Source organism: Chitinibacter tainanensis DSM 15459 (assembly GCF_000429785.1).
GTDB lineage: Bacteria > Pseudomonadota > Gammaproteobacteria > Burkholderiales > Chitinibacteraceae > Chitinibacter > Chitinibacter tainanensis.
In genome coordinates this window covers 187,122-201,393 of sequence record NZ_AUCN01000018.1, presented here as the reverse complement: position 1 = coordinate 201,393, position 14,272 = coordinate 187,122, and the positions used below count along the sequence as shown (strand labels likewise).

General features: G+C 60.0%; 11 protein-coding genes. 8 read left to right on the top strand and 3 right to left on the bottom strand.

The annotated features are described in order from the left end of the window. Window positions 1-7: 7 nt before the first annotated feature. Window positions 8-826 (top strand): TauD/TfdA dioxygenase family protein, encoded by an 819-nt coding sequence (locus tag G482_RS0107090; protein ID WP_169721059.1) that lies wholly within the window; start codon window positions 8-10, stop codon window positions 824-826. 96 nt (window positions 827-922) lie between these two features. After that, window positions 923-1,561 carry a peroxiredoxin gene (locus tag G482_RS0107085; RefSeq protein WP_028449452.1) on the top strand — a complete coding sequence of 213 codons (639 nt, stop codon included), beginning with the start codon at window positions 923-925 and terminating at the stop codon, window positions 1,559-1,561. Window positions 1,562-1,808: 247 nt separating this feature from the next. On the opposite strand, the gene katG is transcribed toward G482_RS0107085, so the two are convergent. Both katG and G482_RS17680 read right to left on the bottom strand, forming a co-directional pair. Further along, window positions 1,809-4,016 carry a catalase/peroxidase HPI gene (gene katG / locus G482_RS0107080; RefSeq protein WP_028449451.1) on the bottom strand — a complete coding sequence of 736 codons (2,208 nt, stop codon included), beginning with the start codon at window positions 4,014-4,016 and terminating at the stop codon, window positions 1,809-1,811. 211 nt (window positions 4,017-4,227) lie between these two features. Next, window positions 4,228-5,046, bottom strand: coding sequence for a type 1 glutamine amidotransferase (locus G482_RS17680; protein WP_051258811.1), 819 nt, complete (start codon window positions 5,044-5,046; stop codon window positions 4,228-4,230). A gap of 344 nt (window positions 5,047-5,390) precedes the next feature. On the opposite strand from G482_RS17680, the gene G482_RS20050 reads away from it, so the two are divergent. The 6 genes from G482_RS20050 to G482_RS0107040 all read left to right on the top strand — a co-directional run bounded on the left by G482_RS20050 (window position 5,391) and on the right by G482_RS0107040 (window position 13,524). Further along, a complete protein-coding gene (locus G482_RS20050) occupies window positions 5,391-5,480 on the top strand; it encodes a potassium-transporting ATPase subunit F (protein ID WP_084414504.1) in 90 nt (29 codons plus the stop codon). Continuing rightward, a complete protein-coding gene (gene kdpA / locus G482_RS0107060; protein WP_028449450.1) occupies window positions 5,481-7,271 on the top strand; it encodes a potassium-transporting ATPase subunit KdpA in 1,791 nt (596 codons plus the stop codon). It begins immediately after the preceding gene. A gap of 102 nt (window positions 7,272-7,373) precedes the next feature. Continuing rightward, window positions 7,374-9,437, top strand: coding sequence for a potassium-transporting ATPase subunit KdpB (gene kdpB, locus G482_RS0107055; protein WP_028449449.1), 2,064 nt, complete (start codon window positions 7,374-7,376; stop codon window positions 9,435-9,437). Between the two features lie 50 nt (window positions 9,438-9,487). Next, the gene (kdpC, locus tag G482_RS0107050) at window positions 9,488-10,075 is read left to right on the top strand and encodes a potassium-transporting ATPase subunit KdpC (RefSeq protein WP_156905368.1); all 588 of its coding nucleotides are present in this window, start codon (window positions 9,488-9,490) and stop codon (window positions 10,073-10,075) included. Further along, complete coding sequence (locus tag G482_RS0107045) at window positions 10,072-12,822, top strand: DUF4118 domain-containing protein (RefSeq protein ID WP_028449447.1); 2,751 nt, start codon at window positions 10,072-10,074, stop codon at window positions 12,820-12,822. The genes kdpC and G482_RS0107045 overlap by 4 nt, the downstream gene beginning before the upstream one ends. Before the next feature lie 9 nt (window positions 12,823-12,831). Next, window positions 12,832-13,524 carry a response regulator gene (locus G482_RS0107040; protein ID WP_028449446.1) on the top strand — a complete coding sequence of 231 codons (693 nt, stop codon included), beginning with the start codon at window positions 12,832-12,834 and terminating at the stop codon, window positions 13,522-13,524. A gap of 69 nt (window positions 13,525-13,593) precedes the next feature. On the opposite strand, the gene G482_RS0107035 is transcribed toward G482_RS0107040, so the two are convergent. Then, window positions 13,594-14,262 (bottom strand): hypothetical protein, encoded by a 669-nt coding sequence (locus tag G482_RS0107035; protein ID WP_156905367.1) that lies wholly within the window; start codon window positions 14,260-14,262, stop codon window positions 13,594-13,596. Window positions 14,263-14,272: the final 10 nt, after the last annotated feature.

The window sequence follows — 14,272 nt, the reverse complement described above, 5'->3', positions numbered from 1 at the left end:
TGTGCAATTGCAACTTTTGAGTCCGCAGATCGGCGCCCAGATCAGCGGCCTAGACCTGAGTCGGCTCGATCAGTACCAAATGACCTGGCTGCGTGGGACTTTGTTGCGTTATCAGGTTTTGTTTTTCCGCGCCCAAGCACTTAGCTCCAATAGTTTGCAGCAGCTCGGGTTGGGCCTGGCTGGTGCACCCTATCGCCACCCCTTATTCAGTCAGAACAGCCGCGAGGGTGTTGGCTACGAGTTAGACAGCCGGCAGGGCCTGCATCAATCTCCGGATTGGCATCCTGATGTACCTTTTGCTGCAACTCTGCCTGCCGTATCGATTGTGCAGGGGGTATCTGTTCCAGATCTTGGTGGCGATGGTGTTTGGGTTAATACGGAGGGGGGGTATTTAAGCTTGCCACTCAAATGGCAGTATCTGGTGCAGCAACTTGCTGGGATTCACCGCCGCGAGTTTGCCCAGGCAGGCCGCATACATAGCGCGCTGCACCCGCTGGTGCACCAGCACCCCGAAACGGGGGCTTATCATTTATTGCTGGGTGAATTCCTCACCAGCCTGCATGGGCTGGAGAGTACCACTGCCGCCAGTCTGCTCGATGAGTTGCAGGCCAGTGTCTTATTGCCCGAGTATCAAGTGCGCTGGCAGTGGCGTAATGGTGATTTAGTGATTTGTGATAATCGCGCGACCATGCACCGCACCGAGGCGGACTACGGCGGGGCGATTCGCCACCTGCGCTGGCTGCCTTGCGGGCACTATCAACCCCAAACGCTTAAGCCGAAAGCCAGTGGTTTTGAGGCTTTGCGGGCCTTCAAACCCGCCCATTAGTTTTATATCAAATAAATATAAACAATACATTTAATATTATTTATGGTTTGTTTTGGCCTTTGATAAGCTCATTGCGTCCACCACCGGAGACCCAACATGACCCTCAGACTTGGCGACATCGCCCCCGACTTTACGCAGCAATCAACCATTGGTGAAATTCGCTTCCACGAATGGGCTGGCCCGCACTGGGTCGTGCTGTTTTCACACCCGGCCGACTTCACCCCGGTCTGCACCACCGAGCTTGGCAAAACGGCCAAACTGGCGGGCGAATTTGCCCGGCGCAATGTAAAACCACTCGCGGTGAGTGTCGATCCGCTGGAATCACACCAGCAGTGGATTCAAGACATTAACGACACGCAATCCACCACGGTGAATTTTCCGATTCTGGCCGACGCTGACCGCAAAGTGGCTGAGCTGTACGACATGATTCATCCCAATTCATTGGTCAATGCCACCGTCAGAAGTGTGTTTATCATCGACCCTGAAAAGAAAATTCGCCTCACGCTGACCTATCCGGCGAGCACCGGGCGCAATTTCACTGAAATCTTGCGGGTAATTGATTCCTTGCAGCTGACGGATAGCCATAAGGTGGCTACTCCGGCCGACTGGCAAGATGGTGATGAGGTGGTGATCGTGCCGTCTTTGCAAGATCCAGAAGAAATAGCCCGTCGTTTCCCACAAGGCTATCGCGCCATCCGCCCCTATCTGCGCCTGACCCCGCAGCCAAATCGTTAATAGTGGAGCGGCTAGCTGAGTTGATACTACTGGCCGATATTGGGGCGTTGCCCTGGAGGTCAGCTAATCCGACCAGATGATCAACCAAATCGTAGTCATCAAACAGCCACATCGCTTGCATGCTTTGTCTCACTTTTGGTCTGGTTAGATGATTGCGGACCATCACCTAAAGGGCTAGGCGCAGCACACAAAAACAAACCCCGGCGCTGGGCCGGGGTAGTTTTCTATCTAACTACTGCTCAAACGCTTAGCGCAAATCAAAGCGATCCAGTTCCATTACTTTGACCCAAGCGGCGGCGAAATCGTGCACGAATTTTTCCTGCGCGTCGGCGGCGGCATAGACTTCGGCGAGGGCACGTAGCTGTGAATTCGAGCCAAACACCAAATCAACCACGGTGCCCGTCCATTTCAGCGCGCCGGTGCGGCGATCTTTGCCTTCCAGGATACCGGAGGTGGCGCTTGGTTGCCATTGCGTGCGCATATCGAGCAGGTTGACAAAGAAATCCGTGCTCAATACGCCGGGGCGCGTGGTGAATACGCCATGCTGGCTGCCGCCGGTGTTGGCGTTCAGCACTCGCATGCCGCCTACCAATACCGTCATTTCCGGCGCGCTGAGCGTGAGCAATTGTGCTTTATCGATCAGCAATTCAGCCGCGACGTTTTCTAGCCCTGGCTGCGTGAAATTACGGAAGCCATCGGCGCGTGGCTCCAGCACGGCGAAAGACTCGACATCGGTCTGCTCGGCGCTGGCGTCGGTCCGGCCCGGGGTGAACGGTACGCTGATGGTTACGCCCGCTTTGGCCGCGGCGGCTTCTACGGCGGCGGAGCCCGCCAGCACGATTAAATCGGCCAACGAGATCTGCTTGCCGCTGCTTTGCGCAGCGTTAAAGCGGTTGCGGATGTCTTCCAGCAGCGCCAACACTTGCGCCAGCTCTGGCGGGTTATTCACGGCCCAGTCTTTTTGCGGGGCGAGGCGAATCCGAGCGCCATTGGCGCCACCGCGCTTATCGCTGCCGCGGAATGTGGTGGCGGCGGCCCAGGCGGTGTTCACCAGCTGGCTAATGCTCAGATTACTGGCCAGCACTTGGGCTTTCAGGGCGACAATATCGGCAGCATCGACCAGTGGATGGTTGACGGCAGGTACAGGGTCTTGCCAGATTAGCTCTTCTTGCGGCACCAATTTACCCAAATATCGGCTGCGCGGGCCCAAATCGCGGTGGGTGAGTTTAAACCACGCGCGGGCAAAGGCATCGGCAAAGGCGGCTGGGTCTTGATGGAAACGGCGCGAGATTTTTTCGTAGGCCGGATCAAAGCGCAGCGACAAATCAGCCGTGGTCATCATCGGCGGATGCTTGATGCTTGGATCATGCGCGTCGGGAATCAGATGTTCCGGTTTACAGTTTTTCGGCGTCCATTGGTGCGCGCCGGCGGGGCTCTTGGTCAGCTCCCACTCGTAGCCAAACAGCATGTCAAAGTAGCCGTTATCCCAAGTGGTTGGGTTCGGTTTCCACGCGCCTTCAATGCCACTGGTGGTGGTATGAATGCCTTTGCCGCTGCCCAGCTTATTAATCCAGCCCAAGCCTTGTGCTTCTAGTGGTGCGGCTTCGGGTTCAGGGCCGACAAGTTTCGGGTCGCCCGCGCCGTGGGCTTTACCAAAGGTATGGCCACCGGCCACCAGCGCCACGGTTTCTTCATCATTCATCGCCATGCGGCCAAAGGTTTCGCGCACATCGCGGCCCGAGGCCACAGGGTCGGGCTTGCCATCCGGGCCTTCGGGGTTCACATAAATCAGGCCCATCTGGACCGCGGCGAGTGGGTTTTCGAGTTGGCGCTCGCCCGAGTAGCGGCTATTGGGCTGATCGCTGGTGGCAAGCCAGGTTTTTTCCATTCCCCAATAGATATCTTCTTCCGGCGCCCAGATATCGGCGCGGCCACCGGCAAAGCCAAAGGTTTTAAAGCCCATCGATTCCAGCGCCACATTACCGGCCAAGATCATCAGATCGGCCCACGATAATTTGCGCCCGTATTTTTGTTTGATTGGCCACAGCAGGCGGCGGGCTTTATCCAGATTGCCGTTATCCGGCCAGCTATTGAGTGGCGCAAAGCGCTGGTTGCCGGTGCCGGCGCCACCGCGGCCATCATGAATGCGATAAGTGCCGGCCGAGTGCCAGGCCATACGGATCATCAGCCCGCCATAATGGCCCCAATCGGCGGGCCACCAATCTTGCGAATCGGTCATCAGGGCTTTCAGATCGGCCACGACGGCATCCAGATCCAGGGTTTTAAATTCGGCCGCGTAGTCAAAATCGGCGCCCATCGGGTCTGATTCGGCGCCGTGCTGATGCAGGATGCTCAGGCGCAGTTGTTCAGGCCACCAGCTGGCATTGGTCGGGGCTGCAACTTTGGCTTGTGGCGCGGCGGCAGCGGCAAACGGGCATTTGCTAACAGAAGACATGGTGACACTCCTTGTGGGTGAAATTCAGGATGGCTTTACTGTAGTCCTCGGCAATCGATTGATCTAATTGCATTTCATAATGGAATCGATAGCTATTCTCGCAAGGCGGGATGACAACTGACTTGCAGCAGCCTGCCGTCTTGATGGGCGCAATCCATTTCGCTGGACTACGCACCGCGGCAAAAGTGCCCGTGGTGTCGCTGGTATTTTTCTATTGCGTGGCGCGCAGTGGTGCTGCTTCGCGCGCGAGCCAACTGCCAAAGCTCTCGCCACCGCGCGGCCGGGCCGTTAGTGTGGCGTGGCTTAATTGTGATTCGGGCGGGCAGCCGGCCACTTGCGTGAGCCAGCTGCGATAGCAATGTTCGGCCACCCGATGCAGGCGGGCGACTTTTTCATCGAGCTTAAACTGCATTTCAGTCCAGCTTTGCACCGAGGGCAGATGCTGATAGGTGCGAATTTGCTCGGCGCCTTCCTCGCACCAGGCAGCGATACTCTCGGCGGTGACTTCCAGATGCGATTGCAAAGCCAGATGCGGGCCGTAGGCAAAGCCTTTATTCATGCAATGCGTGCCAAACAGCACGCGTTTAGCGCCACGCGGAATGGCAAAAGTCTCGAAATGCCAGTGGAAAATCTCGATTTCCCGCTGTGGGCCCAACCAGTGGTGCGCCTCGCTAAAACGGGTGAGCAATACCTTGCCCCAGCCAATCTGCGGCACGCTATTGCGCCGCACGCTGGCGCCCAGCGCCCGGGCCAGCATCTGGCCGCCAAAACAATGCCCCAGAATCGGGCACTGCCGCGCCAGCGCATCTTGCAGTAATTGATCTTCGCGGCGTAGCCAGCTGTAGCCGTCATTGGCGCTGGCATTGCTGCCCAAGAGCACAATGCCGCTAAATTCGGCCGCTTTGCTAGGCGGGGTATCGCCCTCATCGATAGCAAATATGCGGTATGGCAGCGCATACCGGTCGAGGTATTGCTGTAAAAAACCTGGGCCTTGGTTGCGCTCGTGTTGGCAGATGGCGATGGGTCGCATCGGTTTGCTCCGTGGTTGAACACCTCGCCAGCCTAGGCTGCGCCCTGCAAAAGCGGTGCAAAAAAACCGTCTTACCCCATTAAGAGCGCATAAAAATCGCCAGCCGCTGCCGCCAATCCGCGGCATGGCGGGCGATTTTTATACTTTTTTTATATTGCGCCACTGCCTTTTTGCACCGATTTTACCCGCCGATTTTTACAGTGACAGCGTCCGCAGTGCCGTGGGGGTGCTGCGTTTTGCAAGGTGATTCTGATGTCTGATCTTGATTGTCTGTTGCTGGCCTTTGCTTTGAATCTGGCGATTTACGGGCTGCTGCAGTTGTGCCGACGCACGGGAGGTGCCGCATGTTGAGCATGTTGTGGGTGGCCGCAGGCCTCGCGCTGGCCTTGCTGGTGCTGTTGTTGTATGTGCTATTTAACCCGGAGCGTTTTTAAATGACCGCCAATGCTTTTTTTCAGCTGGCGCTGTATCTGGGCGTCTTGATTTTACTGGCGATGCCGCTCAGCCGCTGGCTGACGCGGGTGATGGCCGGCGATATTCCCCGCGTGTTGCGGCCGGTGCAATGGCTGGAGCACGGGCTGTATCGGCTGGCTGGGGTAGAGCCTAAACAAGAGCAACACTGGCTGGCCTATGCGCTGGGGCTGCTGCTATTCAATGTACTGGGTTTTCTGGCTCTGTATGCCTTGCAGCGTGCGCAGGGCGTGCTGCCGCTCAACCCAGAGGCCTTTGGCGCGGTGAGTAGCGATTCGGCCCTCAATACCGCGATTTCCTTTGTCACCAATACCAACTGGCAAGGCTATGGCGGCGAAAGCACCATGAGTTATCTCACCCAGATGCTGGGCCTGGCGGTGCAGAATTTCGTGTCGGCCGCCACTGGGCTGGCGGTGGCGGTGGCGCTGATTCGGGGTTTTGCGCGTAAATCGGTGCGCACGATCGGCAATTTCTGGGTCGATCTGACCCGCGGGACTTTGTATATCTTGCTGCCGCTGTCGCTGCTGTTGGCGCTGGCGCTGGTGAGCCAGGGCGTAATCCAGAACTTCAAGCCTTACCAAAGCGCCCGCCTGCTCGAGGCGCAAAGCTATAGCCAGCCTAAGCTCGATGCCGCTGGCCAAGCCATGAAAGACGCGCAAGGCCACGCGGTGCTGGAAAGCGTGTCGACCCAGACCCAAACCCTGCCGATGGGCCCGGTGGCCTCGCAAGAAGCGATCAAGCTATTGGGCACCAATGGCGGTGGTTTTTTCAATGCCAACTCGGCCCACCCCTACGAAAACCCAACGCCGCTGAGTAATTTCCTGCAAATGCTGGCGATTTTCCTGATTCCGGCGGCGCTGGTGCTCAGTTTTGGCCAGCAGGTGGGTGATCGCCGGCAGGGCTGGACGATCTTGGCCGCGATGACGCTGCTGTTTGTGCTGGCCTACGGCGTGCTGGTGGCGGCGGAGCAGGCCGGTAATCCGCGCTGGGCCACACTGGGCCTTGATCAGCTGGTGAATCTGGAAGGCAAGGAAGCGCGCTTTGGCATTGTGGCCAGCAGCTTGTTTGCCACTATCACGACTGCCGCCTCTTGCGGCGCGGTGAATGCCATGCACGCCTCCTTCACGCCGCTGGGCGGCATGATCCCCACGCTGTTGATGCAGCTGGGCGAGGTGGTGTTTGGCGGCGTGGGCGCGGGTTTATACGGCATGCTGGTGTTTGCCTTGCTGGCGGTGTTTATCGCCGGGCTGATGGTGGGCCGCACGCCGGAATACCTGGGCAAAAAAATCGAAAGCTTCGAGATGAAAATGACCGCGCTGGTAATTCTGGTGACGCCGCTATTGGTGCTCTTGGGCACGGCGCTGGCGGTGTCGCTGGCCAGTGGCCGGGCCGGTATTTTCAACCCCGGCGCGCATGGCTTTAGCGAAGTGCTGTATGCGCTCTCGAGTGCGGCCAATAACAATGGCTCGGCCTTTGCCGGCCTCTCGGCCAATACCCCGTTTTATAACTTCCTGCTCGGGGCGGCGATGTGGCTGGGGCGCTTTGCGGTGATTGTGCCGGTGCTGGCCATGGCCGGCGCGCTGGCCGCTAAGCCGCGATTGCCGGTGAATGCCGGCACGTTGCCCACGCATGGCCCGCTGTTTGTGGGGTTGTTGGTGGGGGCGGTGTTGCTGGTGGGCTTGCTCAATTACATCCCGGCTTTGGCGCTGGGGCCTATTGTGGAGCATCTGCAGCTGTGGCAGGTGGCGCACTAAGCTGTTTGTGAAGAATACCTAGGTGGGTATGGCTATCGAAGCCTAATCAATATTGAGCTTGATGGCTATACCCCAAGAAAGAATCAGAAAAAGGATTTGACGATGTCACAAAGTCAATCACTGCTGGACCCCGCGCTGGTCAAGCCTGCGCTGTGGGCTGCCGTGACCAAACTCGCGCCACAAGTACAGTGGCGCAATCCGGTGATGCTGGTGGTGTATGTGGGCGCGTGGTTCACCAGCGCGCTGTGGGTGCAAGCCTGCTTGGGCCAGGGCGATGCGCCGGCCGGGCTGATTGCCGCCATTAGCCTGTGGCTGTGGTTTACCGTGCTGTTTGCCAATTTTGCCGAAGCACTGGCCGAAGGGCGCAGTAAAGCGCAGGCCGCCAGCCTGCGTAGCACCAAGAAAAACGTGCTGGCGCGCAAGCTGAAAACCCCTGATCCCGATGCCAGCCCCGAAATCACCGATAGCGCCAGCCTGCGCAAAGGCGATCTTTTGCTGATTTTGGCTGGGGATGTGGTGCCGGCCGATGGCGAAGTGCTGGTCGGCGTGGCCTCGGTGGATGAGTCGGCCATTACCGGTGAATCGGCCCCCGTAATCCGCGAAGCGGGGGGCGATTTTTCGGCGATTACTGGCGGTACGCGGGTGCTCTCCGATTGGGTGGTGGCGCGCGTCACGGCCAACCCCGGCGAGGCCTTTCTTGATCGGATGATCGCCATGGTGGAAGGCGCCAAACGCCAGAAAACCCCGAATGAAATCGCCCTCACTATCTTGCTGGTGGCGCTGACGATTGTGTTTCTGGTGGTAACCATCACGCTGCTACCGTTTTCGCAATTTAGCGTGGCGGCGGCGGGTAGTGGCCAGCCGGTGTCGCTGACCGTGCTGGTGGCCCTGTTGGTGTGTCTGATCCCGACCACGATTGGCGGCTTGCTTTCGGCGATTGGGGTGGCCGGGATGAGCCGGATGCTGGGGGCCAATGTGATTGCCACCTCGGGCCGCGCGGTGGAAGCGGCGGGCGATGTGGATGTGTTGCTGCTGGATAAAACCGGCACCATCACGCTGGGTAATCGCCAGGCGGTGCAGTTTATCCCTGCGGCTGGGGTGAGCGAAGAAGCGCTGGCCGATGCGGCGCAATTTGCTTCACTGGCCGATGAGACGCCAGAAGGGCGCAGCATCGTGGTCTTGGCCAAACAGCGCTTTAATCTGCGCGAGCGGCAGCTGGAGCAACATCAGGTCAGCTTTATCCCGTTCACCGCACAAACGCGCATGAGTGGCGTGGATGTGGATGGGCGGGAAATCCGCAAGGGTGCGGTGGATGCGATTCGCCAGTATGTGCTGGCCGCCGGGCAAGATTTTCCGGCCAGCGTGGCCAAACAGGCCGACGAAGTGGCGCGCCGCGGCGCTACGCCGCTCTTGGTGGCAGAAAACCAGCGCGTGCTGGGCGTGATTGAGCTCAAAGATATCGTCAAAGGCGGCATCAAAGAGCGCTTTGCCGAGCTGCGGGCGATGGGGATCAAGACGGTGATGATCACCGGGGATAACCCGCTCACCGCCGCGGCCATTGCCGCTGAAGCCGGCGTGGATGATTTTCTGGCCGAAGCCACGCCGGAGGCCAAGCTGGCGCTGATTCGCCAGACGCAGGCCGAAGGCAAACTGGTGGCGATGACCGGCGATGGCACCAATGATGCGCCCGCCTTGGCGCAGGCCGATGTGGCGGTGGCGATGAATACCGGTACGCAGGCGGCCAAAGAGGCCGGGAATATGGTGGATCTGGATTCCAACCCGACCAAGCTGATCGAGATTGTGGAGATCGGCAAGCAGATGCTGATGACCCGCGGCGCGCTGACCACTTTCTCGGTCTCGAACGACGTGGCCAAGTATTTCGCGATTATTCCGGCCGCCTTTGCCAGCACCTATCCGCAATTGAATGCGCTCAATGTCATGGGGCTCACCAGCCCGGCCTCGGCGATTTTGTCGGCGGTGATTTTCAATGCGCTGATTATCGTGGTGCTGATCCCGCTGGCGCTGCGTGGCGTGCGCTATCAGGCGCAAAGCGCGGCGCAGCTCTTGCGCAGCAATCTGCTGATTTATGGTCTGGGCGGTTTGCTGGTGCCGTTTGTTGGGATCAAGCTAATTGATGTATTGCTCACCGTGCTTGGTCTGGTTTGATTTATAGCGTTATACTGGGGTGGGGTATATACCCCGTAAGGAGTTCACAGATGTCGCAATCATTGTCGCAACAATTTCGCCCTGCGCTGGTGCTGTTGCTGGGCCTCACGATCATTACCGGCGTGGTGTATCCGGCGCTGACCACCGGTCTGGCGCAAGCCATTTGGCCATGGCAGGCCAATGGCAGCTTGCTGCAGCGCGATGGCCAGGTAACGGGCTCGGCGCTGATCGGGCAGGCTTTTAGCGGGCCACGGTATTTCTGGTCGCGCCCTTCGGCCACGGCCACCTTGGCCTACAACGGGCTGGCTTCGGGCGGCTCGAATCTGGGCCCGACGAATCCGGCCTTGCAGCAACAAGTGAGCGAGCGCGTCGCCGCGCTGCGGGCCGCGCATCCGGGGCAAAGCGCGCCGGTACCGCTGGATTTGGTGACCACTTCGGCCTCTGGCCTGGATCCGCACATTAGCCCGGCGGCGGCGGCCTATCAGCTGGAGCGGGTGGCGGCCGCGCGGCATCTGCCGGTGGAGACGGTGGCGCGGCTGGTCAAACAGCATACCCGCAGCGCACAATGGGGCATTCTGGGCGAGCCGGTGGTAAATGTGCTGGCCCTTAATTTAGCTTTGGATGAATTGCCGCAATGAGTAGCCCGGCCCGCCCTGATCCCGATGCCTTGCTGGCGCAGCTGCAGCGTGAAGAAGCCCACGCGGCGCGCGGCCGGCTGAAGATTTTCTTTGGGGCCTGCGCTGGCGTGGGCAAAACCTTTGCCATGCTCAATGCCGCACGCGCCCGCCAGCAGGCCGGCGTGTCGGTGCTGATCGGTGTGGTAGAAACCCATGGCCGGCAGGAAACCGAAGCCCAGCTTCTGGATTTGCCACTGCTGCCGCGGCGGGTGGTGGAGTATCAGGGCCGGCAGCTGAGCGAGTTTGATCTGGATGCGGCCTTGCAGGCCGCGCCACAGCTGATGCTGATTGATGAATTCGCCCACGCCAATCTGCCCGGCAGCCGCCATGCCAAGCGCTGGCAAGATGTGGAAGAGCTGCTGGCGGCAGGGATTGATGTCTACACCACGCTCAATGTGCAGCATCTGGAAAGCCTCAATGACATCGTGGGGCAGATTACCGGCATTGTGGTGCGTGAAACAGTACCCGATAAGGTGTTTGACGCCGCCAACGAAGTCACGCTGGTGGATTTACCGCCCGAAGAGCTGCTGGATCGGCTGGCGGCTGGCAAGGTGTACCTAGGTGCGCAGGCCGAGCGTGCCGCGCAGCATTTCTTCCGCAAAGGCAATCTGCTGGCGCTGCGCGAGCTGGCCTTGCGCCGCACGGCGGATCGGGTGGATGCGCAAATGCGCGCTTATCGCGCCGATCAGGCGATTCAGCCGGTGTGGCAGGCGCGCGAACGGCTCTTGGTCTGCGTGGGCCCGGGCGCGGCGGGTGAAAAACTGGTGCGCAGCGCCGCCCGGCTCGCGGCCAGCCTGCATGCCGATTGGCTGGCCGTGTATGTCGAAACCCCGGCGCTCTTGCAGCACAGCAAAGGCCAGCGTGAACGCGTGCTGGCCAGCCTGCGCTTGGCGCAAGAATTAGGCGCCGAAACCTCGGTCCTGGCCGGCTCCAGCTTAGTGACCACGCTGCTGGCGTATGCGCGCAGCCGCAATGTATCCAAGCTGGTGCTGGGGCGGCCCCATGCGCGCCATTGGCGTACGCTGTGGCGGCGCTCGCTCTCCGAGCGCTTGGCCGAAGCCACGCCGGACATCGATGTGTATGTGGTGGCCGAAGATCCGCTGCGGCCGGGCGAGCGCCCGCAAGCGCCGCAGCCGTTTTATGCCCCAGTGCCCACCCGTTCACGCTGGACTGGCTACGCTGGCGCGCTGGGCGCGTGTTGCCTGACGACATTGCTGAGCTTGCCCTTATTGCATGTGTTTGATCCGGCCAATGTCGTCATCGTTTTTTTGCTGGCGGTGGTGCTGGTGGCCATCCGCTGGGGGCGCGGGCCGGGGATGGCTGCGTCGATCTTGAGTGTTTTGACCTTTGATTTCTTTTTTGTGGCGCCCAAGCTCTCGTTCACGGTTAGCGATACCCAGTATCTGTTTACTTTTGTATTGATGCTGGTGGTGGCGCTGGTGATTAGCCAGCTGGCGGCGCGGCTGCGCTTTGAAGCGCAAGTGGCCACCTATCGCGAGCGCCGCACGCGGGCGCTGTATGAGCTGGGGCGTGAGCTGGCTTCGGCGCTGACCAGTGCCAGCGTGGTGGAAATTGGCCAGCGTAAATTGGCCGAATTATTCGGCGGGCAAAGCCTATTGCTGCTGCCCAATGCCAGCGATGAGCTGCAAGCGGCGGGCGAGCTGGGCGAGTTTGATCCGGGCTTGGCCGATTGGGTGTTTCGCCAGGGCGAGCCGGCTGGCTGGAGTACCCGCACCTTGCCGGCGGCCAAAGCGCTGTATCTGCCGCTCAAAGCGCCGATGCGCCTGCGTGGCGTGTTGGCCCTGCAGCCGGGTGAGGCCGAGTTATTAGCCAGCCCCGAGCAGCAGCGCTTGCTGGAAACCTGCGCTAGCCAGATCGCGGTGTCGCTCGAGCGTGTGCATTATGTGGAAGTAGCGCAGGATGCGATTGTGGCGATGGAGGGCGAGCGCTTGCGCAATAGCGTGCTGGCGGCCGTGTCGCATGATCTGCGTACGCCGCTTACGCGCTTGTCGGGTTTGGTGAGTCTATTGCAGGCGGGGGAAGGCGCGCCAGCAGGGGGCGGCATTCACTCTGCCGCTGCCGAGCCAGCCTTGCGCCTCAGCGCCGAGCAACAGCGCCAGACCTTGGCCACGCTGGCCGAGGAAGTACAGCGCATGAATCAGCTGGTGCTTAATCTGCTTGAAATGGCGCGGCTGCAATCGGGCGTGGTGCTGCAGCTGGAATGGCATGTGCTCGAAGAAGTGATCGGCAGCGCCGTGCGTGCCTGTGCCAGCCAACTGGCTGGGCATCAACTGCAGATTCAGCTGCCGCCGGATTTACCGTTGGTGGAGTACGATGTGGTGCTGATCGAGCGGGTGCTGGTCAATTGGCTGGAAAATGCCGCCAAATACACGCCGGCCGGCAGCACGCTGCTGCTCAGCGCTCACACCGATGCGGACACTTTATGCGTGCGTTTGCGCGATAATGGCCCCGGCTTGCCGCCTGGCGCGGCCGAGCGCTTGTTTGATAAATTTACCCGTGGCCATGCCGAATCGGCCACGCCCGGCGTGGGGCTGGGGCTGGCGATTTGTCGGGCGATTATTGAGGCCCACCATGGGCAGATCAGCGCGCGCAATGTCAGCCCGCAGGGGGCAGAATTTGAATTTCGTCTGCCGCGGCGGCCGTCACCGGCGCTGACCCTTGAGCCGCCGCTCCCGCTACAACCTTGAGAACCAGGCATGACCGAATTAAGTGCCAGCATTGTGCTGGTGGAAGACGATCCGCCGATCCGGCGCTTTTTGCAAACCACGCTGGAGCTGGCGGGCTGGCAGGTGCATGTGGCCGAAACCGGCCAGCGCGCGCTGATCACCATCGCCAGCCGGCAGCCGGATCTGGTGATTCTGGATTTGGGTCTGCCCGATCTGGATGGGCTGGAAGTGATTCGCCGCGTGCGTGAATGGTCGTCGATTCCCTTGCTGGTGCTGTCGGCGCGGGCGCAAGAGGGCGAAAAAGTCGCCGCGCTGGATGCCGGGGCCGATGATTATCTGACCAAGCCATTTGGCGTGGATGAATGTCTGGCCCGCATTCGGGTTTTGCTGCGCCGTCATGCCGGGCAAAGCGCCAAAGCGGCGCAGACTTTTCAGTTTGGCGATGTCAGCGTGGATCTGGTGCAGCGGCAAGTGAGCAAAGCCGGGCAGGCTATCCACCTCACCCCGATTGAATACCGGCTGCTCAGTACCTTGATTCGCCATGCCGGCAAAGTGCTGACCCACCGCGAATTGCTGCGCGAGGTGTGGGGGCCCAATCACAGCGAATCCAGTCAGTATTTGCGCGTGTATATGGGGCATTTGCGGCAAAAGCTGGAGTATGATCCGGCCCTACCAACTTATCTGCTTACCGAAACCGGTGTCGGCTATCGCTTGCTGGTTTGAGTGGTGGTGCTTGGGTATTGCTCTGTAGCTATTTATTTTATTGGTCTGCAGAGCAATACCTCGCTTGGCTTAGCGATCGTCGCTGATCGCTAGCCATTCATACAGCGTACGGCCATCGTGCAACACCCAGCGCTGCTGCGCCGGCTGATCTTCCGGATCGCTCACAACCCAACCCGTAAGCTCTGCTGGCAAACCTGCACATTGCGCCAGTTTGAGCTGCAAGGCGCGCAAACCATTGGCCGCGGGGGCTGCCACTTTGCCGCTGAGGGCGCAGCTGCTGCCGCTGGCCGCACTAATCTCACCTTGTGCATTTAGCTGCCACGCCAGATTTTGCCCCTTGTATTGAGCGATATAACGCCCGGCAGCCAGATCGCTGGCGGGTAGGCTTGCCCCTTGCTCTAGGCTGAACTGCAGCGCAGCCGTACCGCTGGCGGCCGGAATACGTTGCCATTGACCCGCCTGTTGCTGGTACAGCGCTGTGGTATTGGCTGCGGCATCTTGCAACAGTAGCGCGCGGCTGCCATCGCTAAGGCTGAAATACAGCCCCATTTGCAGCTGTTCATCCTCACCCACGCTCACCCGGTATTGACCGGCTGGCAGATTGGGTACGGTGAGTTGCGGGGCTGGGCTAGCAGTGGCACTCGGGGTGCTGCTACTGCCACCACAAGCGCTCAGGAATAAGCTGAGTGCGGTTAGCCCCAGCAGGAGCGGGGTACGGTAGGGCTGCGATCTCCACATTGGCTGGCCC

What these genes read in the sequence shown, in the direction of transcription:
- kdpC (WP_156905368.1), top strand. Translation starts at nt 9,488, where the DNA reads ATGTCGCAATCATTGTCGCAACAATTTCGCCCTGCGCTGGTGCTGTTG.
- G482_RS0107045 (WP_028449447.1), top strand. Translation starts at nt 10,072, where the DNA reads ATGAGTAGCCCGGCCCGCCCTGATCCCGATGCCTTGCTGGCGCAGCTG.
- G482_RS17680 (WP_051258811.1), bottom strand. Translation starts at nt 5,046, where the DNA reads ATGCGACCCATCGCCATCTGCCAACACGAGCGCAACCAAGGCCCAGGT.
- katG (WP_028449451.1), bottom strand. Translation starts at nt 4,016, where the DNA reads ATGTCTTCTGTTAGCAAATGCCCGTTTGCCGCTGCCGCCGCGCCACAA.
- G482_RS0107040 (WP_028449446.1), top strand. Translation starts at nt 12,832, where the DNA reads ATGACCGAATTAAGTGCCAGCATTGTGCTGGTGGAAGACGATCCGCCG.
- G482_RS0107035 (WP_156905367.1), bottom strand. Translation starts at nt 14,262, where the DNA reads ATGTGGAGATCGCAGCCCTACCGTACCCCGCTCCTGCTGGGGCTAACC.
- kdpB (WP_028449449.1), top strand. Translation starts at nt 7,374, where the DNA reads ATGTCACAAAGTCAATCACTGCTGGACCCCGCGCTGGTCAAGCCTGCG.
- kdpA (WP_028449450.1), top strand. Translation starts at nt 5,481, where the DNA reads ATGACCGCCAATGCTTTTTTTCAGCTGGCGCTGTATCTGGGCGTCTTG.
- G482_RS0107085 (WP_028449452.1), top strand. Translation starts at nt 923, where the DNA reads ATGACCCTCAGACTTGGCGACATCGCCCCCGACTTTACGCAGCAATCA.
- G482_RS20050 (WP_084414504.1), top strand. Translation starts at nt 5,391, where the DNA reads ATGTTGAGCATGTTGTGGGTGGCCGCAGGCCTCGCGCTGGCCTTGCTG.